General features: G+C 46.0%; 25 protein-coding genes and 4 pseudogenes. 20 read left to right on the top strand and 9 right to left on the bottom strand.

Annotated features, from left to right (window positions below; translation table 11 throughout):
• Positions 1-115: 115 nt before the first annotated feature.
• From V7L29_RS12125 to V7L29_RS12115, 3 genes and pseudogenes are all read right to left on the bottom strand, one after another.
• Positions 116-280 (bottom strand): hypothetical protein, encoded by a 165-nt coding sequence (locus V7L29_RS12125; protein WP_334690954.1) that lies wholly within the window; start codon positions 278-280, stop codon positions 116-118.
• A gap of 9 nt (positions 281-289) precedes the next feature.
• A pseudogene (locus V7L29_RS12120) lies at positions 290-471 on the bottom strand (IS5/IS1182 family transposase); the annotation flags it as partial.
• Between the two features lie 135 nt (positions 472-606).
• Positions 607-995, bottom strand: a pseudogene (locus tag V7L29_RS12115) (transposase); the annotation flags it as partial.
• 135 nt (positions 996-1,130) lie between these two features.
• Between V7L29_RS12115 and V7L29_RS12110 the strand changes: the two are divergent.
• A complete protein-coding gene (locus V7L29_RS12110) occupies positions 1,131-1,316 on the top strand; it encodes a hypothetical protein (protein WP_334735609.1) in 186 nt (61 codons plus the stop codon).
• A gap of 33 nt (positions 1,317-1,349) precedes the next feature.
• Here the strand turns inward: V7L29_RS12110 and V7L29_RS12105 are convergent, their stop codons facing one another.
• Positions 1,350-1,472 carry a hypothetical protein gene (locus V7L29_RS12105; protein WP_334690953.1) on the bottom strand — a complete coding sequence of 41 codons (123 nt, stop codon included), beginning with the start codon at positions 1,470-1,472 and terminating at the stop codon, positions 1,350-1,352.
• 24 nt (positions 1,473-1,496) lie between these two features.
• Complete coding sequence (locus V7L29_RS12100; protein ID WP_334735608.1) at positions 1,497-2,414, bottom strand: AraC family transcriptional regulator; 918 nt, start codon at positions 2,412-2,414, stop codon at positions 1,497-1,499.
• A gap of 173 nt (positions 2,415-2,587) precedes the next feature.
• Here V7L29_RS12100 and V7L29_RS12095 point away from each other — a divergent pair, with 173 nt between their 5' ends.
• From V7L29_RS12095 to V7L29_RS12075, 5 genes are all read left to right on the top strand, one after another.
• Positions 2,588-2,710: a hypothetical protein gene (locus V7L29_RS12095; RefSeq protein ID WP_334735607.1), complete on the top strand. Its 123-nt coding sequence runs from the start codon at positions 2,588-2,590 to the stop codon at positions 2,708-2,710.
• A 28-nt stretch (positions 2,711-2,738) separates the two neighbouring features.
• Positions 2,739-3,728, top strand: coding sequence for an aldo/keto reductase (locus tag V7L29_RS12090; RefSeq protein ID WP_334690950.1), 990 nt, complete (start codon positions 2,739-2,741; stop codon positions 3,726-3,728).
• A 48-nt stretch (positions 3,729-3,776) separates the two neighbouring features.
• On the top strand, positions 3,777-4,532 hold the full coding sequence (locus V7L29_RS12085) for an SDR family oxidoreductase (RefSeq protein ID WP_334735606.1): 756 nt from the start codon (positions 3,777-3,779) through the stop codon (positions 4,530-4,532).
• A gap of 649 nt (positions 4,533-5,181) precedes the next feature.
• The gene (locus tag V7L29_RS12080) at positions 5,182-5,739 is read left to right on the top strand and encodes an SDR family oxidoreductase (protein WP_334735605.1); all 558 of its coding nucleotides are present in this window, start codon (positions 5,182-5,184) and stop codon (positions 5,737-5,739) included.
• Positions 5,630-5,893: a carboxymuconolactone decarboxylase family protein gene (locus V7L29_RS12075; RefSeq protein ID WP_334735604.1), complete on the top strand. Its 264-nt coding sequence runs from the start codon at positions 5,630-5,632 to the stop codon at positions 5,891-5,893. The genes V7L29_RS12080 and V7L29_RS12075 overlap by 110 nt, the downstream gene beginning before the upstream one ends.
• A gap of 194 nt (positions 5,894-6,087) precedes the next feature.
• On the opposite strand, the gene V7L29_RS12070 is transcribed toward V7L29_RS12075, so the two are convergent.
• The gene (locus tag V7L29_RS12070) at positions 6,088-6,213 is read right to left on the bottom strand and encodes a hypothetical protein (RefSeq protein WP_334690958.1); all 126 of its coding nucleotides are present in this window, start codon (positions 6,211-6,213) and stop codon (positions 6,088-6,090) included.
• Between V7L29_RS12070 and V7L29_RS12065 the strand changes: the two genes are divergently transcribed.
• From V7L29_RS12065 to V7L29_RS12035, 7 genes and pseudogenes are all read left to right on the top strand, one after another.
• A complete protein-coding gene (locus V7L29_RS12065) occupies positions 6,197-6,793 on the top strand; it encodes a 2Fe-2S iron-sulfur cluster-binding protein (protein WP_334690956.1) in 597 nt (198 codons plus the stop codon). The two genes, V7L29_RS12070 and V7L29_RS12065, sit on opposite strands and share 17 nt — an antisense overlap.
• 3 nt (positions 6,794-6,796) lie before the next feature.
• Positions 6,797-7,792: an FAD binding domain-containing protein gene (locus tag V7L29_RS12060; protein WP_334735603.1), complete on the top strand. Its 996-nt coding sequence runs from the start codon at positions 6,797-6,799 to the stop codon at positions 7,790-7,792.
• Complete coding sequence (locus V7L29_RS12055) at positions 7,776-7,979, top strand: hypothetical protein (RefSeq protein WP_334690957.1); 204 nt, start codon at positions 7,776-7,778, stop codon at positions 7,977-7,979. The genes V7L29_RS12060 and V7L29_RS12055 overlap by 17 nt, the downstream gene beginning before the upstream one ends.
• Positions 7,897-10,011 (top strand): xanthine dehydrogenase family protein molybdopterin-binding subunit, encoded by a 2,115-nt coding sequence (locus V7L29_RS12050; protein WP_334690955.1) that lies wholly within the window; start codon positions 7,897-7,899, stop codon positions 10,009-10,011. Before V7L29_RS12055 ends, V7L29_RS12050 begins: the two co-directional genes overlap by 83 nt.
• Before the next feature lie 11 nt (positions 10,012-10,022).
• Positions 10,023-10,880, top strand: a complete 858-nt coding sequence (locus V7L29_RS12045) for a xanthine dehydrogenase family protein molybdopterin-binding subunit (protein WP_334735602.1) — start codon at positions 10,023-10,025, stop codon at positions 10,878-10,880.
• Positions 10,852-11,526 carry a xanthine dehydrogenase family protein molybdopterin-binding subunit gene (locus V7L29_RS12040; RefSeq protein WP_334735601.1) on the top strand — a complete coding sequence of 225 codons (675 nt, stop codon included), beginning with the start codon at positions 10,852-10,854 and terminating at the stop codon, positions 11,524-11,526. Before V7L29_RS12045 ends, V7L29_RS12040 begins: the two co-directional genes overlap by 29 nt.
• Positions 11,527-11,659: 133 nt before the next feature.
• Positions 11,660-11,938 (top strand): annotated as a pseudogene (locus tag V7L29_RS12035) (transposase); the annotation flags it as partial.
• A 24-nt stretch (positions 11,939-11,962) separates the two neighbouring features.
• Here V7L29_RS12035 and V7L29_RS12030 read toward each other — a convergent pair.
• Together V7L29_RS12030 and V7L29_RS12025 are read right to left on the bottom strand one after the other, a co-directional pair.
• Positions 11,963-12,163, bottom strand: a pseudogene (locus V7L29_RS12030) (transposase); the annotation flags it as partial.
• Positions 12,164-12,422: 259 nt separating this feature from the next.
• Positions 12,423-12,551, bottom strand: coding sequence for a hypothetical protein (locus V7L29_RS12025; RefSeq protein ID WP_334735600.1), 129 nt, complete (start codon positions 12,549-12,551; stop codon positions 12,423-12,425).
• Between the two features lie 17 nt (positions 12,552-12,568).
• On the opposite strand from V7L29_RS12025, the gene V7L29_RS12020 reads away from it, so the two are divergent.
• The 3 genes from V7L29_RS12020 (at position 12,569) to V7L29_RS12010 (ending at position 17,730) form a co-directional block, all read left to right on the top strand.
• The gene (locus tag V7L29_RS12020) at positions 12,569-13,546 is read left to right on the top strand and encodes a helix-turn-helix transcriptional regulator (protein WP_334735599.1); all 978 of its coding nucleotides are present in this window, start codon (positions 12,569-12,571) and stop codon (positions 13,544-13,546) included.
• Between the two features lie 190 nt (positions 13,547-13,736).
• Entirely contained in the window at positions 13,737-16,430 is a 2,694-nt protein-coding gene (locus V7L29_RS12015; RefSeq protein ID WP_334735598.1) for a TonB-dependent siderophore receptor, read from the top strand.
• A gap of 319 nt (positions 16,431-16,749) precedes the next feature.
• Positions 16,750-17,730 (top strand): helix-turn-helix transcriptional regulator, encoded by a 981-nt coding sequence (locus tag V7L29_RS12010; protein WP_334735597.1) that lies wholly within the window; start codon positions 16,750-16,752, stop codon positions 17,728-17,730.
• 37 nt (positions 17,731-17,767) lie between these two features.
• On the opposite strand, the gene V7L29_RS12005 is transcribed toward V7L29_RS12010, so the two are convergent.
• Positions 17,768-18,811: a methyltransferase gene (locus V7L29_RS12005; RefSeq protein ID WP_334690940.1), complete on the bottom strand. Its 1,044-nt coding sequence runs from the start codon at positions 18,809-18,811 to the stop codon at positions 17,768-17,770.
• 304 nt (positions 18,812-19,115) lie between these two features.
• Between V7L29_RS12005 and V7L29_RS12000 the strand changes: the two genes are divergently transcribed.
• The 4 genes from V7L29_RS12000 (at position 19,116) to V7L29_RS11985 (ending at position 26,153) form a co-directional block, all read left to right on the top strand.
• Positions 19,116-21,782, top strand: coding sequence for a TonB-dependent siderophore receptor (locus V7L29_RS12000; protein ID WP_334735596.1), 2,667 nt, complete (start codon positions 19,116-19,118; stop codon positions 21,780-21,782).
• 458 nt (positions 21,783-22,240) lie between these two features.
• On the top strand, positions 22,241-24,898 hold the full coding sequence (locus V7L29_RS11995) for a TonB-dependent siderophore receptor (RefSeq protein WP_334735595.1): 2,658 nt from the start codon (positions 22,241-22,243) through the stop codon (positions 24,896-24,898).
• A 217-nt stretch (positions 24,899-25,115) separates the two neighbouring features.
• On the top strand, positions 25,116-25,361 hold the full coding sequence (locus V7L29_RS11990) for a hypothetical protein (protein WP_334692939.1): 246 nt from the start codon (positions 25,116-25,118) through the stop codon (positions 25,359-25,361).
• A 516-nt stretch (positions 25,362-25,877) separates the two neighbouring features.
• Complete coding sequence (locus V7L29_RS11985; protein ID WP_096536625.1) at positions 25,878-26,153, top strand: DUF485 domain-containing protein; 276 nt, start codon at positions 25,878-25,880, stop codon at positions 26,151-26,153.
• The last annotated feature ends 168 nt before the right edge of the window (positions 26,154-26,321 follow it).

Raw genomic sequence — 26,321 nt, 5'->3', positions numbered from 1 at the left:
CGGGGGTCGTTTCTTTCATCAGCCTTTTACAACGTGAAAGTTAATCTGGTTGAGCATTATACCTTTTTTTGTCTTTTACTTTTGTTTAAGTCCCGCTAACTACAATTGTACTTCTCTAGCAGCCAACCAAAAAGCAAACATCAAAGACTGCCGATTTAGATGTTTTCGCTAGAAAGCGACCGTTAATTTTGTTGATCGCAGGTTGATCGTGTAACGCACAGGCATCGCCTGTCATAAATTCTGCGTGAGATATCAGTACATTGAGTTGTGCTGTTGTCAAGAGTTAGGGTTTTTCTAATAATTCTGGGCGCTCTTCTAAAAGTTCCATCAAAGCATAGGCAGCAAGTACTCGTTCCGGAGCATTTGCTTCACTAACAACGACTTTTAGTAACAGTCCCAGACTATCAACCAAAGTTTGCCTCTTTCTCCCTTTTACCTTTTTAGCTCCATCAAAGCCGTACATATCCCACGCCAGTTGCTTCTCCTGTCAAAGACGCTCTTGCTAGCTTGCTTCCCTGTAAGGGTACAAGTCGGCAGAGCCGACGCCACTTGCTTTAAGCCGGGAAACCCGTCCAACGCAGTGGCTCCCCAACGCACTGGCTGCCTTTTTTCAGTCGTTTTTACCGACTGAGTGTCTGCGGCGATGCCTACGGCGAGATTTGCTAAGGCAGTTGGTTGTGTTGATTTACCTAATTTTGAGCGAACTTGGCCACGCAGTGTATGGTTTAATTTTTCCCAAACCCTTGCGCTGCCATTTGCGGTAGTAGCTGTATACCGTTGAGCTTGGTGGAAAATCCCCTGGAAGCATATCCCATTGACATCCCGTTTTCAAGTGGTAGTAGATGGCGTTGCATACTTCTTGCATATTAGTTGTGCGTTCGCGGAGCGTCTCCCCTTGGGAGAGGATGTCCTCCAGATTTAGGTGGTGGAATTAAAGGAGCGAGAATTTCCCATTCTAAATCACTAAGATCAGTAAAATAAACCTTTCGCGCCATTACTTTCTAAGTATTTACACTGCTTTAAAAGTATTTTATCTTTGCCATTTCTCTGCTCCAGCCATCTTTAGATTTACTTTATAAATAGCCTCTCAGGGGTTGGAGACGCGACTTCATAATGCACAACAGAAGTTGATGGCTTTAACTCCACAAGCTGAACGGTTGTTACGTGCTTTTTCTAATCTCACTTTGACAATTATTGAAGTTCGAGGTGAGCGTTTTGGTTATGTTCCTCCTTTAAACCCTCTACAGCAAGAAATTATTAGTTTACTTGGTCTTTCACCCAATATTTATAGCAGTCTTGTGGATAATTCCTCTTAGTCAAATTCTATTACGCGAACGGTGAGCATTAACTCAAGAAATCGCTGTTTGAGAAAGCGATCGCAATTCTCTAAAAGCTAGTGTAAATTGGCGCTTTAAAACTATTGATGCACGTAAGAAAATGGGACGTTTATATCCACCTGTCTCACCAAGCATTGTTGACTTGCCAGACTACTAGGCTCAGGTTGTACGTAAACGTCCAATATCCTTAACCGGCGGCGCACCAAACATGCGGGCATATTCGCGGCTGAACTGTGAGGGACTTTCGTAACCCACCTGATATGCAGCATCGACCGCATCGAAGTTTTCGGCAAGCATCAAGTGACGCGCTGCCAATAGTCTTAATTGCTTTTGATATTGCAACGGACTCATTGATGTCACTTCTTTGAAATGGCGATGGAACGATGAAGGAGACATACTGGCTTGCTCTGCCAGATCTTCAACCCGCATCGGCTGTGTAAAATCAGCCTTGATCATCTTTATCACCTCAGCGATCCGCTGCATATTGCTGCCGGACGTAGCAATCTGGCGGATAGCTTCGCCTTGTTCGCCCGTTAACAAGCGGTAATAGGTTTCGCGGATAATCATCGGCGCGAGAAAAGGGATGTCCTGCGGTGTATTTAAAAGCCGTGCCAATCTGATCGCACAATCGAGCAATGGTACATTAGCGTCACTGACGAACAAACCTCTAACAGAGTTTTCTTTTTTATGCGTACCCATTCCGGCTTGGGCAATCACATCGCAGAGTTGGACTAGGTCTAAACTCAGCTTGAGCGCTAGATACGGCTTGTCTGGTGTCGCCTCAATAACATATGCATTAATCGGTAAATCAACTGAGACAACCAGATATTGAGCCATACCATACTGATATGTTTCCTCACCCAGCAACGCTGCTTTCTTGCCTTGAACGACGATGCAGAGCCTGGGTTCATAAATACTAGGGATCGCCCCAGACAAATCAGAGCGTGCAAAGTCCAATTGATTGATTGCTGTTGGATGAGCACCGTTCCCTTTGCCTTTGGTGTGCCTGGTCAGTAATGCCGCTAGTTCTTGACACACATCGTTGACTATATCAGGATGCAGTAGTTTGCTCCTCATGCTGAGTTCGTAAGTGAATCGACCATTCTCATACGCTGATTATAAATCTTTCTTTCCTGCCAATACCGATTTTGGCAGGATTAGGCAATAATCTGGCAGGTTTATGTATTTGGAGGAAGGCTTCTCGACTCTATGATGAACTCGTGCAGAAATTGTGAAAGAACAAGGCAATAATGAACGACACATCAAAAATCGCTGTGGTAACGGGAGTGAGTCAAGAACTCGGTAGAAGTACCACTTTGGCGTTGACAAAAAAGAGTCAATGGGATCGTGACGTATCGCAACTGACTCGGTAAATTCAACAACTGAAGAAAGGAGAATCTAATGTTACAAACACGAAAACTTGGAAAAGAGGGTTTAGAGGTTTCGGAGATTGGTCTTGGCTGCATGGGGATGAGTCAGTCTTATGGCACTCCCGATGATCAGGAGTCGATTGCTACCATTCATCGGGCGATCGAACTTGGCTGCACGTTCCTCGACACGGCTGAGGTCTACGGTCCCTTCACCAACGAGGAGCTGTTGGGTCGTGCTCTGAAAGGTCGCCGCGATCAAGTTAAGATTGCAACCAAATTTGGCTGGGCAATCCAAGGCAATAGTCGCTCTGGACTCAACAGTCGTCCTGACCACATCAAGCAAGTCGTTGATGCTTCGTTGCAGCGGTTGCAGACTGATCATATCGATCTGCTGTATCAACACCGAGTTGATCCAGAAGTGCCGATCGAGGAAGTTGCAGGAACGCTCAAGGAACTGATTCAAGCAGGCAAGGTTTGCTATTTCGGTCTGTCTGAAGCCAGAGTTGATACGATCAAGCTGGCACACGCAATCCAGCCTATCTCAGCGTTGCAAAGCGAGTATTCACTGTGGGAACGGGGTGTGGAGCCGACGCTCCTACCAGCGCTACGCGAACTGGGGATTGGTTTCGTGCCTTATAGCCCGCTTGGTCGGGGATTTTTAACAGGTACAGCGAAGCGAGCAGAGGAACAGCCAACCCATGATTGGCGAGCGAAAAGCGATCCTCGGTTTCAGGGCAGCAACTTCGACAACAATATGAAGCTGGCGGAGTTTGTGCGGCAGATTGCACAGGGACACAATGCTACACCGGGACAAGTGGCGATCGCGTGGTTGTTACATCAGGGCGAGGATATTGTGCCGATTCCGGGCACGAAGCGTCCGAAGTACCTTGAAGAGAATCTAGCGGCGGCATCGCTGCATCTGTCGTCGGAAGACTTGCGAAAGATCGAGGACTTCATCAATAGCCATCCGGTATCCGGGTTACGCTATACCGCGTCTGATCTGGCAAGGGTTAATGGTTAGGCGAGTCTTGGATGGTGCATACAGAGCGAATACAGGGGAAAGCAGAGAATGTTAGAACATAAGAGCCTTAGAGAAAAAGTCGTTTTAATTACGGGAGGAACATCAGGCATTGGTCGAGCAACCGCGATGGCGATGGGAGCAGCTGGTGCAAAAGTGGTGTTCTCAGGTCGGCGCGATCCGGAAGGCGAGGAAACTGCGGCTCTCGTTCGCGATACTGGGGCGGAGTGCAAGTTTGTGCGCTCAGATGTATCCAGTGAAGCAGATGTCAAAGCCTTGGTGCAGACAACGATCGCGACCTATGGCAAACTCGATTGTGCGTTTAACAATGCGGGGATCGATCCACCTGTTAAACCACTGCACGAACAATCGCTCGAGGACTTTGACAAAGTCATGGCGATCAACGTGCGGGGACTATTTCTGTGCATGAAATATGAAATCCAACAGATGCTTACTCAAGGGGCAGGTGCGATCGTCAATACTTCGTCAATTGGGGGATTAATTGGATTTCCAGGCATCTCTCCCTACCATGCCAGTAAACATGCCGTGATGGGACTGACGCGATCGGCTGCACTCGATTATGCCAAACAGGGGATTCGGATCAATGCGGTCAATCCTGGAATGACCGATACTGAGATGCTCGATCGGCTTGATAGCGGCTCGGTGAATGATTTATCGGAAGTTCCAATGGGGCGAAAAGGTCAAGCAGCAGAAATTGCTCAAGCGGTTGTTTTTCTATGTTCTGATGCTGCCAGTTACATCACGGGACAGCCTTTAGTGGTTGATGGTGGATTCACAGCACACTAATCAATATCTCAGCACCTGGGTAAGAGATGCGATCGCTGAAAAACTTGCACGTGAACAAGACAAAGTGGTTGCATGAACGTAAACGTCAACCTCAAACGAGTCATCGAGTTGGCGACGACAAACGACGTTCCGAAACGACTAATTCTTGGCAAAGCTGCGGAGACTTTTGTGAAACAGACTGAAACAGCGCGTGTGGACAAGGCGGCAAAGCTCAAGGGGTGACAAGCGTCCGGTAAACTAGATATAGCAAGCTTTTTGGCGTAATTACCTTCAAAAAGATTGTCTGGCTGTTATGCCATAAAACTGGCACATTTGACCAGAGAATGGGGTATTGATAAAAAGCGATCACTATTTAATTGTCAATAAGGCTGTCAATAAGGTGTATCTTTTCAGAGGTCAAATAGATTCAAAGCTTGATGGACAAAGCTTTTAGCAGTCTTGTCACCGCGTCAGGCGGCAAAGTTTCGAGAACTGACACTGTCTAACGGGTTTCCGGAGGCAAATTAGTAGTGTCAAACCGCTTCAAGATATAAGTAAGCCGTGGGGAAAATTTATAAGTATTTCAGCAACACCTACCACTACCAAGCGATAGAACCCAAGCAGTAGATTCTTCTAAGCTAAACCCGCTTTAGCAAGCAGGAAAGTCATCATGTTAAATATAGAAAATCAAGTCATTGCCATCACGGGAGCTAGTAGCGGTATTGGGAAAGCTAGTGCAAAATTACTTGCTCAACATGTGGCAAAGGTCGTACTGGGAGCACGGCGTACTGATCGCCTCGAAGCGATCATCTCCAAAATCCAGGCTCAAGGAGGTTCAGCAGTCTATTACACCCTTGACGTGACCAGCCTCGAAGCCATGCAAGCGTTTGTGAAGTTTGCTAAGGATCAGTTTGGTCGCCTGAATGTGATGATTAACAATGCAGGCTTGATGCCGCTCTCCAGGCTGGACGTGTTGAAGATTGACGAATGGAACCACATGATTGAAATGAACGCAATCACGAACAAAGTCGCACTTGTAACGGGAGCCAGATATGCCTTCAGAACAACCAACACCAACCGCTGCACAACAGATCATCGGCGACTTGTCACCCGCGCTTGTGGATCTCACAGACAACATCCTCTACGGACAAATCTGGGAGCGACCCGGTCTGTCAAAGCGCGATCGCAGTCTCGCGACCGTGACCACGCTAATCGTTCTGAAAGCTAGTGAACAACTGCCTTTCCACCTCACCAAAGCGATCGAGAACGGCGTGAAAGAAGAAGAACTCATCGAGCTAATTACCCACTTGGCTTTCTACTCGGGTTGGCCTAGTGCCATGTCTGCGATCGCTATCGCTAAGAAAGTGTTTGAGGGCAAATGAGTAGAGGATTGTCAACAGCAAATCGATGCTAAGGCAGCGTTCGCGACGACCTGACCAAACCCTCTTCCTGGCACATAGAACATAGAAGTAGAGAAGCTCGATCACGACACGTTGACCGTTTCACTGCTTTCAAGTTCCTCAATTCATTCATGGAGAATACGCATGAGAATTAGGCTAAAACGCCGCCGCTTCGGTCAACTGATGATAATCGGTACCGTAATGACAACCATCGGAAACTGGGTGAAGCGATCAATCGCCCAACCCATTTTGCAACCATCACCAGTCTCATCCAGAGCTAATGGTATGAACTTGGTATTCAATATCAATGGTGCCGCTCATTCCCTCACGCTTGAGCCGCGTGTGACGTTACTCGATACACTGCGCGAACATCTTGGACTAACAGGCACGAAAAAAGGCTGCGATCATGGGCAGTGTGGTTCTTGTACGGTGATCGTTGATGGGCGGCGCGTGTTGTCTTGTCTCACCTTCGCAGCGACGTGCCAAGGCAAAACGGTGACGACGATCGAAGGCTTGGCGCGAGGCAACGATCTGCACTCAATGCAGGCAGCATTTATTAAACATGACGGCTTTCAGTGCGGCTACTGCACACCCGGTCAAATTTGCTCTGCGATCGCAATGCTAGATGAAGCCAAAAACGGCGAGGCGAGTTACGTAACGCAGGATGTTAGACAAACTCCGCGATCGGTGCAACTCTCTGACGATGAGATCAGGGAACGGATGAGCGGCAACATCTGTCGGTGCGGAGCGTATCCGAACATTGTGGCGGCGATCCAGGAAGTCCACACGGAACGGGCGCAGACTTGGCAGTTTATGGGCGAAAACAACCAAGTAATTTTTGAAGCGGCAAAAGCGCCTGTGAAAATCCATGAGGCGGTATGAGCGATGAGACCGTTTAACTATACAAGTGTAAATAATGCAGGCGCAGCTGTCCAAACCGTTTCGGCGAATGCCAATTCTCAATTCTTAGCGGGTGGCACAAACTTAGTCGATTTGATGAAGGAAGATGTGGCGCGTCCTGATGAATTGGTAGACATCACGCGCTTGAATTTGACGCAAATCAGAACCGTTGCCAATGGTATTCTCTCGATCGGTGCTTTAGCTAAAAATAGTGATACTGCAAATCATCCGCTCGTTCGGCAAAACTACCCGCTGTTGACGCAAGCTATCTTAGCGGGCGCGTCGGGACAAATTCGGAATATGGCAACCAACGGCGGTAACTTAAATCAACGAACGCGCTGCCCGTATTTTTATGACACCGCAATGCCCTGCAACAAACGTGAGCCAAATTCGGGCTGTGGCGCATTGGAAGGAATTAACCGCAACCACGCCATTTTTGGCTGGTCAGAACACTGCGTGGCGACTTATCCGTCTGATATGGCGATCGCACTTGCTGCGCTCGATGCAGTGGTAAAAGTTCAACGCAAAGACGGCACAGAGCGTTCAATTTTGTTTGCCGACTATCACCGCTTGCCCGGAAACCATCCCGAACAGGATAACACGCTCGAACATGGTGAATTGATCGCCGCGATCGAACTGCCGAAAAACAATTTTGCCAACCACTCCCACTACTTGAAAGTGCGAGACAGAACCAGCTATGCGTTCGCGTTGGTTTCGGTTGCCGTCGCGCTGGAAACAGAGGGCGATCGTGTCAAACAAGTACGAATCGCGCTGGGAGGGGTGGCACATAAACCGTGGCGGGCACTCGAAGCGGAAAAAGCGATTGTCGGCAAATCAGCAACCGAGGCGAATCTTCAAACGGCGGCGGCGGCGGAAATCAAGAATGCAAAACCGCTCGAATACAACAAGTTTAAAGTCGAACTCGCACGACGTGGCATTGTTCGTGCCCTGCAAATTGCGATCAATGGCAACCCAGCTTAACAAGGGAGCGAAACGGAGTGGCGAACTCAACTGGAAAAGATATAAGCCGCGTGGACGGGGTAGCGAAAGTGACTGGCACAGCCTGTTACTCAACCGACGTACCGATCGCGAATGTTCTGCACGGCGTTCTGATCACTGCCAAGATTGCCAAAGGACGAATTCAACAAATCGACACGAAAACTGCTGAAGCCACTCCGGGCGTAGTTGCCGTGATGACGCATCTGAACGCCCCAAAAGCGATCGGCAAATCGAGCGGCATGGGCACCGATCGCAGCTTGACTTTACTGCAAGACGATCGGGTGCTTTACAGCAATCAACCGATCGGAGTTGTGGTCGCTGACACGCTAGAAAACGCGACGCAAGCCGCAAAGCTCGTTAAAGTGACCTACGCATCAGAAACTCCGAACGTCAAACTTGCCGAAAACATTGCACAAGCAATTCCACCGTCGAAAAAGTTGCCGCGTGAACAGCCAGCAGATTCAAGTCGCGGCAACGTCACTGAAGCACTCGATCGGGCTGCTGTGAAGATTGCTGAAACTTACACCACACCAAACGAAGTGCATAATCCAATGGAGCCGCACACGACAGTCGCGGTTTGGCAAGACGATCGATTAACGCTGTATGATGCAACCCAAGGCGTTTTTCAGGCACGGCATCGAGTCGCTGAGGCATTAGGGTTGCCGATCGCGAATGTTCATGTCCAGTCCGCGTTTCTGGGAGGTGGTTTTGGCTGCAAAGGTTCGGTGTGGTCACACGTTGTTTTAACGGCGATGGCAGCGCGAATGATCGACCGCCCAGTCAAACTGGTACTGGAGCGACGACAAATGTTTGCGCCTGTCGGCTTTCGCCCACAAACATTACAGCACATCGCGATCGGGGCAACCCAGAACGGAGATCTGACCGCGATCAAACACGACACAACTAACCAGATTTCGAGCTTTGATGAGTTTATCGAAGGGGCTGCGGTTCCAACACGAATACTGTATCGCTGTTTAAATGTGGCAACCTCGCATCGTCTCGTTCGCCTCGACACTGGTACACCTGGACAAATGCGTGGGCCTGGCGAAGCACCCGGTTTATTTGCGCTGGAGTCAGCAGTAGACGAACTGGCTTACAAGCTGAACATTGATCCGCTTGAATTACGGATTCGCAATCATGTCGATTTCGATGCGGATCGCAATCTACCGTGGTCGAGTAAGTCTCTGCTGGAGTGTTATCGCCAAGGTGCAGCGCGGTTCCGATGGCACGATCGTAATCCAGAAGTCGGTTCAATGCACAACCAAGGGCTGCTGGTTGGCATGGGAATGGCAACGGCAACTCGTCCGGCAGTTTGGCTCAAAGCATCGGCAGTGGTACGCCTTGCGCCAGATGGCAGCGCGATCGTGCAAAGCGGCACTCAGGACATCGGCACGGGCACTTATACGATCGCGACGCAAGTTGCAGCGGACGCGCTTAAAATCAAAACCGAGAAAGTGCGGTTTCAATTAGGCGATACCCGTTTCCCAGAAGCCCCAAATTCGGGCGGTTCCATGACAGCAGCCAGCGTCGGTTCAGCCGTGCATTTGGCTTGCCTTGCTGCACAGCGCCAAGTCGCCCAACTCGCGATCGCAGATGCACGATCGCCCTTGTTCGGCGCTAAGGAGTCGGACGTTGACGCTGCCGATGGGCGAGTTTTCCTCAAGCAATCAGGTAGACGCGAGTCTTACGCTGCCATTATGAAACGGCACAACTTGCCATTCATCGAAGCGAGTGCCGAAGCTACCCCAAACACCGAAAAATTCTCAACCCATTCTTTCGGTGCAAACTTTGCCGAGGTTCACGTTGATCCAAGATTAGGGCGGGTGCGCGTGGCGCGATGGTGTGGCGTTTTCGATATCGGGCACGTTCTTAACCTGAAAACAGCGCAAAGTCAAATGATCGGCGGAATTGTTTGGGGCATCGGCATGGCGTTGACCGAAGAAATGGTGACAGACTCACGGTTGGGACGAATCGTGACGGCAAATTTAGCAGATTATCATGTGCCTGTGAATGCGGACATTCCTGAAATAGACGTTTCTTTTGTTGATGGAATGGATTCGCACACCAATCCGATCGGAGTCAAAGGCGCAGGTGAAATTAGCATTGCGGGAGCTGCGGGTGCGATCGCCAACGCCATCTATCACGCAACGGGTAAGCGCATCAGAGACTTACCGATTACGCCAGACAAGCTTTTAATCTAGAGGGAGAGGAAATGGCAGTTACGGGTAAACCCATTGATCGTATCGACGGACGCGCAAAAGTTACGGGTGCGGCGAAATATGCCGCCGAATTTAACCAAGCAAATATGGCTTACGCTTTTCCGGTGCGTTCCGCAATTGCTAGTGGAACAGTGACTCATATTGATGCGGAGGCAGCCAAAAAAAGCGGTGGCGTTATTGCCGTCTTAACGCCCGAAAACGCGCCGCGCCTCAAGGCGTTCAACCGTGAGGAACTGATGAAAGTCGAGGCAGCTTTGGGCGAAGATTTAGTGCCGCTGCAAGACAATCAAGTCCATTATTTTGGGCAATTCGTCGCCTGTGTGGTCGCCGAAACTTATGAGCAGGCACGCCACGCCGTTGCGCTGATTAAAATCACCTACGCCGCAGACGAACCGAAAATTGATTTGTCAACTGAATTATTACATGGCTTCCGCCCGGAAAAGAAGGCTTACGGAGCAACACCAGCCCAACTCAATGCTAATAAAGCTGCTTTGCTGCTTCAATCAGCACCACGTCATATAGAACAAACTTATCGAACTTCAACTGAGGTTCACAATCCAATGGAACCGCACGCAATCGTGGCGATGTGGGAGGGTGCGGACAAGCTAACCATTCACGACACGACCCAAGGCGTAATGCGGGAACGTGCCGCGATCGCTTATTTTTTTAACCTCAAACCAGAAAACGTGCGTGTCATCTCACCGTTTGTCGGCGGTGGTTTCGGAGGTAAAGTGAGTCCTTGGACACACCATTTTTTAGCAGTCATGGCAGCGCAAGTCGTCAAGCGCCCGGTCAAGCTTGTCCTGACGCGCCAAATGCATCATGGATGCAAACTCGAAACTGCACGGTAAAAAGCCAGAAGAGATCGCTTTTGCCAACGCAAAGTTCGTTCTCCGGAGCGACACTTCTCAATCAGACTCCTACATCGACATTATGCGACGTAATCGCAGAACCATGATCGAAGCCTGCGCGACGACGGCTCCTGCTAGCGATATGCGTCCAAGCGGGTCGTGTACGATCGCGCCGATTGCTTCCGAGGAAAACAAAGATGAGAAAAAATATTCGTTTCATTCTTTTGGAGCGTTGTTCGCGGAAGTTTGGGTAGATGAAAGCCTCGGCATCGTTCGCATCAGGCGGTTTACAAGTGTTCAAGATGTGGGGCGGATCATGAACGAAAAGACGGCGCGATCGCAAATAATCGGTGGCGTGATTTTTGGCATCGGCGCGGCATTGATGGAGGAAAGTGTCTATGACCCGCGTTGGGCAAATCCGGTGCAGCGAACCTTTGCCGATTATCACGTTCCAGTGCAGACTGACGTTCCCGAAATTGATGTGCAGTTTATCAATCAGCCCGATCCGCACATTTCTCCGATTGGGGCGCGTGGCGCTGGCGAGATCGGCATTGTTGGTGTTACAGCCGCGATCGCGAATGCGGTTTTCAATGCAACGGGTAAGCGGATCAGAAATTTACCACTCACACCCGACAAGCTGTTGTAGATCAAAGAGCATTGTGAGTTAAACAGTATGAATGAACTCAATACCTTTGCCAAAAAAAGAGTATGAAGAAATAGGGCTGCCGTAGTAGAGTTATTGTTTCTCACAACGACAACTCAAAACCTACGAACAGCCCATGCTCGATATCTTATCATTGCTACAATGCCTTTTACCGCAGATAAACGCTACAACGATGCGGCAATTGAACCAGATAATCCTGGCTATGTTAGGAATGAGCGGCCGAGTAACCATGTTAGAAATCTCTCGTTGGGCAGGCGTTGGTGGTAGTTATCGGACGATGGTGAGATTTTTTCATACAGTAATACCTTGGGCGACGTTGTTTCGGTTATTTTTTCGTAAGCATCTATTTCGTGCGAATGAGGTATATTTGCTTGCAGGAGATGAAGTTGTAGTGAGAGACCATTTATAAAGTAAATCTTTAGACTACAAGACGACGTAGCATAATTCTAGTCATAACAGCATATATGGCAGTTTCACTCATTTCAGGGAGACGTTCATAATCCTTACTAAGACAACGGTACTGGTTAAGCCACCCAAATGTTCTTTCTACTACCCAACGTTTGGGTAAAACCTGAAATTTTTGCTCAGTACGCCGTATAACTTCAACATGAGCTTGGAGAAATTAGCAATAAATTACTTTTCGTGAATTCTTGGTGGTTGCCCGAATTCAATAAACGACTGCCCGAATTCAATAAACAGCGGCGATAATATTGGTTTAGCCGCGTTCAGCACTAGTTCAGTCTTTTTCTCAAATTCTGCACCTTGTTTTTTTTACAATAGGACTTACGCAAAAATTCTCTGAAACTCTTATTTATCCGTGCCCACTGCGTACTCTGTGGTTCGATTTTCCGTTATCTGTGCGTAAGTCCTGTACAAATTCAATTATTCTGGTAATTTTTCAACTTAATGCAAGTATGAAGATAGCGATGTCTACGACGGGCTACGCCTACGCACAGATGTAATATATCTAAACAACGGCGATCGCCTACGGCAGGCGAGTACGCCATCGCATAGTACACACACGATGACAATTAACATCACGGTTTATGATTTTTGGGATTTGAGGAAAGCAGCAAATCCAGAACCCATCATCGATTCAATCCATCAAGAAGATTATCTTTGTCGATATCCTAAAGAACTCGGTTCAGGCTATTATCGCTGGATACCGCTGCGTGAAGGCATTCTCATCGAAATTCTTGAAACCTATTTGCCGCAGTCAATACGGTGGATTACTCATCCTCATCACCAAAACAGTTTAGAATTTGGATTTATTTTAGCTGGATCAGGGCAAGATTGTGATGGACAACCAAAAAAGTCAGGAGAAGACTATATTTTTGGTGGTGTGTATCCACAGTCGAATAACAACGTTGATGGAGCAGGTAATCTGAGTTGGGTAAGTTTGATAATTAAACCAGAAACGCTCAGGACGTTGATCGAAAGTTATGGAGAACCACTACCGCAAGATTTGGAAAAAGCGATCGCAGGTGTACCAGAATATTTTAATCTACGTCCTAGCCTAATTACCCCAGCCAAACAAATAGCCCTCCAGCAGATTGTTCATTGTCCTTATCAGGGACTAACACGCAAAATGTATCTGGAGAGCAAAGCGCTAGAATTGGTTTCCCTTAAGCTAGCAGATCAAGTAGCAGCGCCAACAGAAAAGCTGTTACGGCTTCAAGAAATTGATCGCATCCATCACGCCAGAGACATTTTACTAAGGAATATCGGTAATCCACCTTCATTAATCGATCTGGCTCGACAAGTGGGTATTAACGAATACACTCTAAAACGCGGGTTTCGTCAAATTTTTGGGACTACAGTGTTTGGTTTCTTACACAGTTATCGCATGGAACAAGCCAGGCAATTAATGCTATCAGGGCAAATAAAAATTGAACAAATTGCTCAAATAGTTGGTTATGCAAACCGCAGTCATTTTGCTACTGCATTTAAAAAGAAATACGGTGTAAATCCTAAAGTGTATCAAATGCAAAAGAATATTTAGACACTATTACTAGATTAATCTACTTAAAAACTTCAATTATCGTGCAAAAAAATTCCGTTTTCGGGTCATTTTTTTCACAGAAATCCTGTATTGTATTACCAAGAGGAATTTGAGAAGCTTTCTCGACTAACGAGCAAAAATATTTGCTCTGTTGCTAACGCCTGCTCTCTTTATCTTGGTATGAGGAAATATGTGGAATTTGCAACTGCCATTGTTGGCGGCTACTTTAGTGTCGGTATTTTTTGCACGGATTGTAGTAGCACAGGAAATTAGTCGTAGTCAGAATCTGGCTAAAAACCAAGAAAATCGGAGCTTACACGAGATAAAATTGCCAATAACTAATGCAAATAAGAAGATTAGGCAATTAAGTGAGCTAGAACCCGTTTTGACTAGCGCTCGCATGTTATTAGTGCAGTCGCCAACACCCGCATCAGAAATTGTGCAAGTGACAGCAGTCAAAGCAAACCCCACCAATAAAGGTGTGGAGGTAATTTTACAGACATCTAAGGGCCAACAGTTGCAGCTAGTAAATCGCTCTTCGGGCAATAATTTTATCACTGATATTCCCAATGCCCAACTACGCCTAGCATCGGGCGATGCGTTTACGTTTCGCTCGGATAAACCAATAGCGGGTGTTAGCCAAATCACGGTGACTAACTTTGATGCCAATACTATCAGGGTAACAGTCACAGGTCAACTGAGTCAGCCAGTTGTGGAGTTGTTTGATAGTCCAGATGAGGGGATAATTTTCTCTGTTGCCAGTGCTTTATCTGCCACGCCATCACAGCAGCAACTGCAAACACAATCACCCCAAACTAGTCAGCCGCCAAGTCAGACACAGCCAACTCAACCATCAGCTAGTGGTGATGAACCGATTGAGTTGGTGGTGACTGGCGAACAAGATAATTACCGTGCCACAGATGGATCAACTGCTACCAGAACTGACACTCCTCTACGCGACATTCCGCAATCGATTCAGGTCATCCCGCAACAAGTCTTGCGAGATCAACAAGCGACCACGATTCAAGATGCCCTTAGAAACGTGAGTGGAGCAAATATTACAAGTTCTCCCGGCTTTCAAACAAACCAATTTGCCCTGAGGGGTTTCCTCTCTGGACCTGGTAATTATCTTAGAGATGGTTTGTTTGATGCCCAAGGCGCTCAATCAGTTGATCTGGCTAATATTGAGCGAGTGGAAATTCTTAAGGGTCCGGCTTCAGTACTGTTTGGTCTGGGTACTCCAGGGGCCACAATCAACTTGATTACAAAAAAACCCCTTAGAGATCCTTTCTTTGAGGTGAATACTACAGTTGGTAACTACAGCAATTACCGTGGTGCGATAGATTTATCTGGACCGTTAAACGAGTCCAAAACAGTGTTATATCGTCTGAATGCCTTTTACCAATCTGATGGTAGCTTCGTGGATTTCCTGAACACCAAAAGTTATTCGATTGCCCCAGTGGTAAGTTTGATGATTGGGAAAAGAACAAAGTTAACTTTAGACGCACAATACACGGATTCGCGTGTCGATGGGTTTAGCTTGGGTCTACCAGCGTTAGGTACGGTGCTTCCCAACCCAAATGGTAAAATCCCCATCAACCGAAGTACTGGTGAGCCTAATTACTATAGACAGTTCAGGATTGGCAGCCTTGCTTACAATCTGGACCATCAATTTAGCGACGACTGGTCGCTCCGCAACGCGTTTCGATTCTCCTACGTGAGTAGTGATGGTCTTCGATATGTGGGCACTGAGCTTCTCGCCGATAACCGTTCCCTAGATCGCTTTCTTTTGAGTGAAACTTTTGATGACTATAGCTACAACCTAACAACCAATCTGATTGGCAAGTTCTCAACTGGTTCTGTGAAACATCAGTTACTTTTTGGAGTCGATCTCAGTCGCAGTGAAGTCCCACTAAATGTCAGTGATTTTGGAGAAGCGGCACCGTTTGACATTTACAAGCCTGTATATGGTCTGCCACCACTGATTCCTGTACCAAACAATGATCCCAATAATTTGCTTTCTAATACTAGCTTAACCGATCAACTTGGTGTCTACATTCAAGATCAAGTCAATATTGCCGAGAATTTAAAGTTACTACTGGGCGGACGGTTTGATCTTTTTACACAGACGAATGCAGATGTGCTTGCTCATACTTCACAATCTCAAGGAGGAGATGTGTTTAGTCCTCGTGCTGGCATTGTCTACCAACCGAGCAAGACCATTTCGCTTTATGGCAGTTATAGTCGCTCATTCACTCCGAACAGTGGCAGGTCCTTTGATAACAGCTTGTTTGACCCAGAGCGGGGCAGACAGTACGAAGTTGGTGTGAAAGCAGATTTGAGTCAAAGTCTCTCTGCCACCCTCGCTTATTACGATCTGGTACGCTCCAACGTTTTGACCGACGATCCAAACCATCCAAATTATTCAATTCAGACCGGTGAGCAGCGCAGTCGAGGCATTGAATTGAACATCTCCGGGCAAATTTTACCAGGATGGAATATCTATGCAGGCTATGCTTACACCGATGCCCGCATCACCAGAGATAACACTTATCGTCCTGGGAATCTGCTGTACAGTACACCTGAGAATGCCGTTAACCTGTGGACAACCTATGAATTTCAACGGGGCGGCTTGAAAGGCTTTGGAGTTGGATTGGGATTGTTCTACGTCGGAGAGCGGGAGGGAGATTTACAGAATAGTTTCCAAGTGCCATCTTATTTTCGTACTGATGCGGCTCTATTCTACAAGGGTGGACAGTTCGGGGCACAGCTTAATTTCCGCAATCTGTTTAATATTGATTATTTTGAAACGGTTGCAGATATTTCACGTGTGTATCCCGGTAGTCCGTTGATGGTCGAGGGAAGAATTTCTTGGGAGTTTTGAGTTCACGACTTATGCCTAGAAACCATACATTAATTAGAAACCATACATTAAAGGGATGCTCTCGCTATGCACCCCTTTAATGGCGGCTCAATGGCAAAGCGTCAGTCCTAAGTTTTGACTTCACCAATGATTAAAGCGATCGCTTGAAAGTTTCAAGCAAGAAGCTTTGTAAAAATATTTAAAATCCGTGATTTTGGATTCGCGCAACAGCAACCAAAGGCAATAAACATACAGTTCGTGGTGTGATGCCTGCGACGGGCGGAGCCATTGCATAGATGTAATATATCTAAACAATGGCGATTGCATAGTACAATACACGATGACAATTAACATCACGATATATGATTTTTGGGATTTGAGGAAAGCAGCAAATCCACAACTCCTAATCGATTCAATCCATCCAGAAGATCATCTTTGTCGGTATCCTCAAGAACTCGGTTCAGGCTATTATCGCTGGATACCGCTGCGTGAAGGCATTCTCATCGAAATTCTTGAAACCTATTTGCCGCAGTCAATACGGTGGATTACTCATCCTCATCACCAAAACAGTTTAGAATTTGGATTTATTTTAGCTGGATCAGGGCAAGATTGTGATGGACAACCAAAAAAGTCAGGAGAAGACTATATTTTTGGTGGTGTGTATCCACAGTCGAATAACAACGTTGATGGAGCAGGTAATCTGAGTTGGGTAAGTTTGATAATTAAACCAGAAACGCTCAGGACGTTGATCGAAAGTTATGGAGAACCACTACCGCAAGATTTGGAAAAAGCGATCGCAGGTGTACCAGAATATTTTAATCTACGTCCTAGCCTAATTACCCCAGCCAAACAAATAGCCCTCCAGCAGATTGTTCATTGTCCTTATCAGGGACTAACACGCAAAATGTATCTGGAGAGCAAAGCGCTAGAATTGGTTTCCCTTAAGCTAGCAGATCAAGTAGCAGCGCCAACAGAAAAGCTGTTACGGCTTCAAGAAATTGATCGCATCCATCACGCCAGAGACATTTTACTAAGGAATATCGGTAATCCACCTTCATTAATCGATCTGGCTCGACAAGTGGGTATTAACGAATACACTCTAAAACGCGGGTTTCGTCAAATTTTTGGGACTACAGTGTTTGGTTTCTTACACAGTTATCGCATGGAACAAGCCAGGCAATTACTGCTGTCAGGACAAATGAAAATTGAACAAATTGCTCAAATAGTTGGTTATGCAAACCGCAGTCGTTTTGCTGCTGCATTTAAAAAAAAATATGGCATAAATCCCAAAGCATATCAAATGCAGGAATTAGATTTGTAAACACTTGTAACAGATAAAGGATGTGTCTAATGGTTAGTTAGCATTCAGCACTTAATTTCTCAGCTGATACCAACAAAGCCAATCGATACTTACCTGTGCGAATCTGATGAAATCCTAACTGTGTCAGCCAATCTAAAATCGTCGGTTGTGGCCAGATACGTCCGCCACAGGTAACGTAGTAGATTAGAGAGAACAAGCTCATAGGTGAGGAGAGTTTTCCTTGCTCGCCGGGATGAAACAGGTCGTTGATAAGTACAGTTCCGCCGACTCGCAATGCTTGAAATGCTTTGCTAAGAGCTATTTCACACTGCTCGGCTGTGAGGCAATGAAGGATATTAGAGAGAAACACAACATCATAATTGTTGCCCCAATCAGTATCGAGTAAATTACCTTCAATATATTGGATGCGTGAGCTTAACCCTGCCTGTTCAATTTGGGGTAAACCTGCTTCGACAGCATTGGGTAAATCGAGGATATCTGCTTTGAGGTCAGGATATTTCTGGCAAAAGGCAATACTGTATTCGGCAGGCCCACCCGCCACATCTAACAACCGCTTTGGTGGTGGATTCAGCTTTGCCCATTTGAGTACATTTGAGGCAGTTTGCTGTCCACTGCTTTTGAGCATTTCGTAGTAATTTGCAAAACAAGTAGCGGATTGAGGATTAAAGTGAAAATTGGGAACTTCACCAGTGCGAATATCCTTCTCCAACAACACCAATTGCTGACTAATATCACCACCTAACCGCAGAAAGTCATGAATGAGTCCACCCGATTTTGTCAGCCATCGAGCAGAATCTTGGGTAAGTTGGTATTGCTGACCTTGCCGTTTTAAAAAACCGAAACCATCTAGACTTTCTAACAATACCTGCATTCCGTGAGGATCGCAGTTCATCGCTGTTGCTAATTGGGCTGCTGTTCTAGGATTTTCTTGCAGAGCATCAAACACATTTAACCGTATGGCAGTGACCAAAACTTGGCTCACTCCCATGCCCAGCATACCTAATAGAAAAGGTTGCAGTTCTCTTCGGCTCTGGAGCGCGATCGCATCCAAGATGTTTTCTGGCTGGATGCCCAACTTCATCTGGAAACTCCTTGGTAATAAAACTATTGCTACTATTTCTCAATTGTATCATAGAAGCGATCGCCAAAAATTCTCAAAGCACAGAGTAAGGAAGCTTTCTTGTACTGAACCATTGCTAATTAAATCTCAGCCTATGTAAAAAATTTCAATTAGGGCGCAAAAAAATTCCGTTTAGGAGCCATTTTTTTGACTGAAATCCTGTAATGTACTAGCAAGAGCAAGTTGAGAAATCTTCTTGACTAACGAGCAAATATTTTTGCTCTGTTACTAACGCCTGCTGAACTTATTTTGGTGTGAAGAAAAGATGTGGAATTTGCAACTGCCATTGTTGGCGGCTACTTTAATGTCGGTGTTTTTTACACAGACTGTATTAGCACAGGAAATGAGTCTTAGCCAGAATCTGACAGATAACCACCAGATAAAATTACCAATAACTCATGCAAATAGGAAGATTAGGCAACTAAGTGAGCTAGAATCAGTTTCTACTAGCGCTCGCATGTTATTAGTGCAATCGCCAACACCCACATCAGAAATTGTCCAAGTTACCCAAGTCAAAGCAAACCCCACTCTTAAAGGTGTGGAGTTGATTTTACAAACTTCTAAGGGGCAACAGTTGCAGCTAGTAAATCGCTCCTTTGGCAATAACTTTATCGCTGATATTCCGAATGCCCAATTGCGCCTCCCGTCAGGTGATGCCTTTACTTTTCGCTCAGACAAACCAATAGCGGGTGTTAGCAAAATCACGGTGACAAACTTTGATGCCAATACTATCAGGGTAACAGTCACAGGCCAAGTGAGTCAGCCAGTTGTGGAGTTGTTTGATAGTCTAGATGAGGGAATAATTTTCTCTGTTGCAAGTGCTGCATCTGCCACGCCATCACAGCAGCAACCGCAAACACAACCACCCCAAACCAGTCAGCCTCTAAATCAGACACAACCAACTCAACCATCAGCTAGTGGTGATGAGCCGATTGAGTTAGTGGTTACGGGTGAGCAAGATAATTATCGCGTCACAGATTCATCAACTGCCACCAGAACTGATACGCCTCTACGTGATGTTCCCCAATCCGTGCAGGTCATCCCGCAACAAGTCTTGCGCGACCAACAAGTGACCAGCTTTCAAGATGCCCTCAGAAACGTGAGTGGAGCGTCTTTGGCCAATCTTCCTGGCTTCCACGACAACTCCTTTGTGCTTCGAGGGTTCAGCGGTAATTATCTCAGAAATGGTTTGGCTGATCCCAATGCTGCTTATGCCGCCGATCTCGCCAACGTGGAACGCCTTGACGTGCTTAAGGGTCCTGCTTCCGTGCTGTTTGGCGTGGGGAGTCCTGGTGCCACCATTAACATAATTACCAAAAAACCTTTAAGTGAACCGTTCTATACAGTTGATGCCACATTTGGTAACTACGATACCTATCGTGGTGCCATCGATTTGTCAGGACCGTTAAACGACTCCAAAACGGTGTTGTATCGGTTGAATGCCGCCTACCAAAATACGGGTAGTTTTGTCGATTTCCTGAACATCAAGAACTATTCCATTGCTCCGGTCATCAGTTTGGTGTTTGGGGCAAGAACCAAGTTAACGATAGAGGGGGAATATAGGGATACGCGTGACGATGGCTTTACTCTCGGCTTACCTGCCTTTGGCACAGTGCTGCCCAACCCTAATGGCAAAATCCCCATTAACCGGAACACCGGTGAGCCAAATTATTATACTGAAGGTAGAGTTGGCAGCATTGGTTACGATCTGGAGCATCAGTTCAGTGACAACTGGTCGCTCCGCAATTACTTTCAAGCATCATTTTCAAGTTTCAATGATTTTCGGGGCGCAAGCAACGACTTTCTAGACGATAACCGTACCCTTGATCGCAATTACTTTACTGAAAGTGGTTCTACTAATAGCTACAACCTGATCACCAATCTGATCGGCAAAATCTCAACGGGTTCGATTCAACATCAGCTACTGTTTGGAGTCGATCTCAACCGAAGTGAGGGTCCATATCAGAGTTTTTCCGGATCAGCAGCACTGCTTGACGTCTACAATCCCGTGTATGGCCAGCCGCCACGGGAGCCTCTCTACTCAAGAAACAGGCTGTCTTCCTTGACTGATTCACTGGGTGCCTATCTTCAAGACCAGGTTACTATTGCCAAGAATTTAAAGCTGCTGTTGGGTGGGCGGTTCGATCTGTTTACACAGAAGAATGGCAGCTTGGATAACGATAATCAATTTCAGGAATCCTCCCAAGGAGGGGATGCGTTCAGCCCGCGTGTGGGGATTGTCTACCAGCCGATTCCAGCTATTTCGCTGTATGGTAGCTATACTCGCTCATTCACGCCAAACTTCGGTAGGGCACGCGATAACCGTCCGTTTGATCCAGAACACGGCAGACAGTACGAAGTCGGTGTGAAAGCTGATTTGAGTCCAACGCTCTCAACTACCTTGGCTTTTTATGACCTGGAACGCTCCAACGTATTGACAACCGATCCCAACGATGACCGTTTTTCGATTCTAACGGGTGAGCAACGCAGTCGAGGCATTGAATTGAATCTCGATGGCGAAATTTTGCCGGGATGGAATATCTATGCGGGCTATGCCTACACCGATGCCCGCATCACCAAAGACAACACCTTTCGGGTTGGGAGTCGGCTGTTTGCAACCCCGGAAAATGCCATCAATCTCTGGACAACCTATGAATTTCAAAGGGGTGGCTTGAAAGGCTTTGGAGTAGGATTGGGCTTGTTCTACGTGGGAGAGCGAGAGGGAGATTTATATGATAGTTTTAGTTTCCAACTGCCTGATTATCTCCGAACGGATGCAGCTCTTTTCTACAAGCGCGATCAACTTCAAGTGCAGCTCAATATCAGAAATCTGTTTAATATCGATTATTTTGAAACGACTGGCGGTCAAATTACAAAAGTGGTTCCTGGTAGTCCGACCACGGTCGAGGGAAGAATTTCTTGGGAGTTTTGAGTTGACAACTTATACCTAGACACCATACGTTGAAGGGATGCTCTCGCTATGCACTTCTTCAATGGCGGCTCAAGGGCAATGCGTCAGTCCTAAGTTTTGACTGCACCAATGATTAAAGCGATCGCCTTTAGTTTGAACTGAGAACCTGTATAAAATATTTAAAATTTGTCTTGTTGTATTAGCCTACGGCAGGCAAATAGGCGATCGCACTGTTTCTAATCTTCACAAGTGGCAACTTGGTATTAACAACTGAAATTGCTCAACTACTGCTGACTCAATCTCAGCAACGCCAAAAACTTCAGTTATGGCGCAAAAAAATTCCATTTTGGAGCCATTTTTTTTCACTGAAATCCTGTATTGTATTACCAAGAGCAATTTGATAAAAGTTCTCGACTAACGAGCAAAAATATTTGCTCTGTTGCTAACGTCTGCTCAATTTATCTTGGTGTGAGGAAAATATGTGGAATTTGCAACTGCCATTGTTGGCGGCTATTTTGGTGTCGGTGTTTTTTGGACAGACTGTATCAGCACAGCAAATTAGTCGTAGCGACAATCTGACAAACAACCTCAAAATTCGTAGCTTACGCCAGATAAAATTGCCAATAACTCATGAAAATAGCAGGATTAGGCAATTAAGTGAGATACAACCAGTTTTGACTAGCGCTCAAACCTTATTAGTGCAGTCGCCAACACCCGCATCAGAAATTGTGCAAGTGACAGCAGTCAAAGTAAACCCCACGAATAAAGGTGTGGAGGTAATTTTACAGACATCTAAGGGACAACAGTTGCAGCTAGTAAATCGCACTTCGGGCAATAATTTTATCGCTGATATTCCAAATGCCCAACTGCGCCTTCCGTCGGGCGATGCCTTTAGTTTTCGCTCAGATAAACCAATAGCGGGTGTTAGCAAAATCACGGTGACAAACTTTGATGCCAATACTATCAGGGTAACAGTCACAGGCCAGGTCAGTCAGCCAGTTGTGGAATTGTTTGATAGTCCAGATGAGGGTATAATTTTCTCTGTTGCCAGTGCTTTATCTGCCACGCCATCACCGCAGCAACCGCAAACACAACCAACCCAAACTAGTCAGCCAGAGAATCAGACACAACCAACTCAACCATCAGCTTCGAGTGATCAGCCGATTGAGTTAGTGGTGACAGGAGAACAAGATGGGTATCGGGCCACAGATAGTTCAACTGCAACCAAAACTGATACTCCACTACGTGACATTCCCGCTTCCATTCAGATTGTGCCGCGACAAGTGTTAGAAGATCAAAGGGCAGAGCGGTTACAGGATGCACTTGAAAACCTGGGCATTACTCAATCAACTAACTTTGGAGGCGCGGCACTTAGTCAATTTATCATTCGCGGTTTCGAGCAGCGAGGATATTTTAGAAATGGATCCCTTGATAACTATAGCGTCACTCCAGTAGACCTAGCGAACGTGGAACGCGTAGAAGTACTCAAGGGACCAGCCTCAGTGCTTTTTGGTCAGGGGGCACCAGGTGGAATTATCAACCTGATTACGAAGCAGCCGTTAAGTGAACCTTATTACGCGGCTGAGTTTACTGCTGGAAGTTACGATTTTTATCGACCAACGTTAGACTTTTCTGGTCCGTTGAATTCGGACAAAACCTTGTTGTATCGCTTAAATGTTGCTTACCAAAACGCCGGGAGTTTTCGTGACTTTGTTGACTCTGAACGTATCTTCATCGCGCCATCTCTAACTTGGAAAATTAGTGCTAACACAAAGCTAAACTTTGATTTTGAGTATCTCAACCTTGATGCTGTTTTTGATCGAGGTATCCCTGCGCTTGGCAATAGACCAGCCCCAATTCCAATTAGTAGGTTCTTAGGCTTCCCTCAAGCGTACCAACATACTACACTTTACAAAGGTGGTTACACATTAGAACATCGGTTTAGCGATAATTGGCAGCTTCGCAATGCCCTATTCATTACCTCCATTAAGGCAGGCGATCGCTATGCAAATCCATCGGATTCGCCATTGACAGACAACCGATTCCTGGAGCGGGATTTTACTAATGATAGATTCCCAACTGATAACTACAACCTTCAAACTGAGGTCACAGGAAAGTTTGCAACTGGGTCAATTAATCATCAATCCCTCATCGGGTTGGAGTTGAACCGAAATACTGGCCCATACATAGTCAGGTCTGCTGAATTACCACCAATTGACATCTTCAATCCAGATTACAACACTGCTATTCCTACTGGTCTTCCAATTGGCTTCAATACCCAATTCAACACAAATAGTTTAGGGCTTTATCTTCAAGATCAGATTACCCTACTGGACAATTTGAAGCTGCTAGTGGGAGGACGCTTCGATTTTACTGGACAGGAAAATAAAAATACACTCACTGGAGATAATATCAGTCAATCTGACCATGCCTTCAGTCCTCGGGTTGGTCTTGTCTACCAACCTATCCCACCAATCTCGCTTTACGCCAGCTACAGCCGTTCTTTCGTTCTTAACATTGGCACTTCCGTCGATGGTTCTACATTCGATCCTGAACGAGGTACACAGTACGAAGTAGGAGTCAAAGCCGATTTGAGTAATAAAGTGTCGGCAACACTGGCTGCTTACCACATTACAAAGTCGAATGTTCTCACGCCTGATCCCAATAATCCTAATTTCTCCATTCAGGTAGGTGAACAACGCAGCCAAGGTATTGAACTCAATGTTGCTGGCGAAATTCTGTCAGGTTTGAAAATTATTGGTTCTTATGGTTATACGGATGCTGAAATCACCAGAGACAATCTATTTGCAGTTGGGAATCGGTTGTACAACGTTCCGAAGAATGCTGCCAGTCTATGGACAACCTATGAAATCCCAAAAGGAAAGCTACAAGGTTTGGGGTTTGGATTGGGACTATATTATGTGGGAGATAGACAGGGCGATTTTGAGAATAGTGTTGTGTTACCCAGCTACTTCCGAACCGATGCAGCACTTTATTACAAACACAACAACTGGAAGGCTGCCATCAATATCAAGAATCTCTTTGATGAGAAGTACTATGAAAATGCTCAGTCAAGAAATATCATCTATCCCGGTGCGCCGTTGACTGTGTTGGGAACGATTTCTGTAGAGTTTTGACCTTATATTTATCAGGAATATCTACTATGAATTTCAAAACTATGCGTAACTAAGTTTTGACTGTACCAATGATTAGAGCGATCGCTTGAAAGTTTCAAGCAAGAAGCTGTGTCAAAATATTTAAAATTTGTGTTGTTGTAGCGCGGATAGGCGATCGCAATGTTTCTAATCTTCTAACTATAAAAATAGTGTAACCTATGAGATTCAACAGGGGAGTTTGAAAGGGTTACAGTTTGGGAGAGGTATATTTTTTGTTGGCTCGCGCATTGCCAACCAAAGCGATCCATTTACTGTTCCTTCTTATCTGAGAACTGATGCCGCAATCTCCTACAAACATGATAATTGGCGGGCTGCGCTCAACTTTAAGAATATTTTTGATCTCAAATATTACGACACTCAGGGCTACTTCCTCGTGCCTCAAGCACCGTTGACTATCTTGGGAAGCATTTCAGTGGAGTTTTGATCTTTATTTAGCACGAGTATCTACCATGACTTACAAAACCCTACGTAACTTCGTATTTGGCAAAAACCGAAGAGCCAAAGATAAATCAAATAGGATGGCCGCCAAGGCAAACGCATCTAAATATTGAATCCGGAAGCAAATAAGATATGTATTGTGTGAATTAATCAACATAATCGCCTGAAATGCTCTAGGAGTAAGGTTTTTGAGTGCTTATTTGAGTGAGCAGTGAACTGTTCTTTTTTATGAGTAATTGCGATCGCTTGATACCCTGTAGCGCCATAGTTTGATCAAGGCGGAATTTGTCAACCCCATGACAAGAGAGGATTTTGAGGCAAACAAGTGTCTGAGTAAATAAAAATAATAATCATTATGATAAAGAATCAGTTGTATATTACTTAGCAAGTTAATTTTATTACCTGAAATAGCAAAAGATTTACTAATAATCTTTAAGAAAATTACGCAGAAATCAACTTCAATGAGACAATCTGACCTAATCTTCTCAACCCAAAGGAAGACATGAACGATCGCACAAAGGCTCTCCAGGCTCTCGCGGCTGAACGTTGGCGGGTATCCCTGATTCTCAGTGGAGCCATGATGTTTATTTACTTTGGCTTTATCCTATTAATCGCGTTCAATAAGCCCCTGCTGGGGTCATTAGTAGTTCCTGGCCTCAGTCTGGGAATTTTACTGGGGGCGCTGGTAATTGTCTCAGCATGGGTATTAATTTTTATCTACGTGCGTTGGGCAAATAGCAGTTACGACGACCAAATCGCAAGGCTGACACGCAAATGAAAATTGGGCATGGGGCAAGGAGAATAACTTGCCCAATACTTTTCTACCTTGGGCTGCGCCCTAAGCGTAGTTATGCCGCAGGCTTTACGACTTACCTCGGCTTTGCTACTTCTCTACCTTGGGCTGCGCCCGAAGCGTAGCTATGCCGTAGGTTTTACGACACCGCTC

The organism is Nostoc sp., assembly GCF_036916575.1.
GTDB lineage: Bacteria > Cyanobacteriota > Cyanobacteriia > Cyanobacteriales > Nostocaceae > Nostoc.
The sequence above is the reverse complement of the archived record's forward strand: the minus strand, read 5'-3'. Positions and strand labels throughout refer to the sequence as shown.

Excerpts from the sequence above, each read along its gene's own strand:
- V7L29_RS12005 (WP_334690940.1), bottom strand. The coding sequence starts at position 18,811 with ATGAAGTTGGGCATCCAGCCAGAAAACATCTTGGATGCGATCGCGCTC.
- V7L29_RS12010 (WP_334735597.1), top strand. The coding sequence starts at position 16,750 with ATGACAATTAACATCACGATATATGATTTTTGGGATTTGAGGAAAGCA.
- V7L29_RS12045 (WP_334735602.1), top strand. The coding sequence starts at position 10,023 with ATGGCAGTTACGGGTAAACCCATTGATCGTATCGACGGACGCGCAAAA.
- V7L29_RS12065 (WP_334690956.1), top strand. The coding sequence starts at position 6,197 with ATGAACTTGGTATTCAATATCAATGGTGCCGCTCATTCCCTCACGCTT.
- V7L29_RS12000 (WP_334735596.1), top strand. The coding sequence starts at position 19,116 with ATGTGGAATTTGCAACTGCCATTGTTGGCGGCTACTTTAATGTCGGTG.
- V7L29_RS12110 (WP_334735609.1), top strand. The coding sequence starts at position 1,131 with ATGGCTTTAACTCCACAAGCTGAACGGTTGTTACGTGCTTTTTCTAAT.
- V7L29_RS12100 (WP_334735608.1), bottom strand. The coding sequence starts at position 2,414 with ATGAGGAGCAAACTACTGCATCCTGATATAGTCAACGATGTGTGTCAA.
- V7L29_RS12085 (WP_334735606.1), top strand. The coding sequence starts at position 3,777 with ATGTTAGAACATAAGAGCCTTAGAGAAAAAGTCGTTTTAATTACGGGA.
- V7L29_RS12080 (WP_334735605.1), top strand. The coding sequence starts at position 5,182 with ATGTTAAATATAGAAAATCAAGTCATTGCCATCACGGGAGCTAGTAGC.
- V7L29_RS11995 (WP_334735595.1), top strand. The coding sequence starts at position 22,241 with ATGTGGAATTTGCAACTGCCATTGTTGGCGGCTATTTTGGTGTCGGTG.
- V7L29_RS12055 (WP_334690957.1), top strand. The coding sequence starts at position 7,776 with ATGGCAACCCAGCTTAACAAGGGAGCGAAACGGAGTGGCGAACTCAAC.
- V7L29_RS12105 (WP_334690953.1), bottom strand. The coding sequence starts at position 1,472 with ATGCTTGGTGAGACAGGTGGATATAAACGTCCCATTTTCTTACGTGCA.
- V7L29_RS12060 (WP_334735603.1), top strand. The coding sequence starts at position 6,797 with ATGAGACCGTTTAACTATACAAGTGTAAATAATGCAGGCGCAGCTGTC.
- V7L29_RS12040 (WP_334735601.1), top strand. The coding sequence starts at position 10,852 with ATGGATGCAAACTCGAAACTGCACGGTAAAAAGCCAGAAGAGATCGCT.
- V7L29_RS12095 (WP_334735607.1), top strand. The coding sequence starts at position 2,588 with ATGAACGACACATCAAAAATCGCTGTGGTAACGGGAGTGAGTCAAGAA.
- V7L29_RS12015 (WP_334735598.1), top strand. The coding sequence starts at position 13,737 with ATGTGGAATTTGCAACTGCCATTGTTGGCGGCTACTTTAGTGTCGGTA.
- V7L29_RS11985 (WP_096536625.1), top strand. The coding sequence starts at position 25,878 with ATGAACGATCGCACAAAGGCTCTCCAGGCTCTCGCGGCTGAACGTTGG.
- V7L29_RS12020 (WP_334735599.1), top strand. The coding sequence starts at position 12,569 with ATGACAATTAACATCACGGTTTATGATTTTTGGGATTTGAGGAAAGCA.
- V7L29_RS12025 (WP_334735600.1), bottom strand. The coding sequence starts at position 12,551 with ATGGCGTACTCGCCTGCCGTAGGCGATCGCCGTTGTTTAGATATATTA.
- V7L29_RS12090 (WP_334690950.1), top strand. The coding sequence starts at position 2,739 with ATGTTACAAACACGAAAACTTGGAAAAGAGGGTTTAGAGGTTTCGGAG.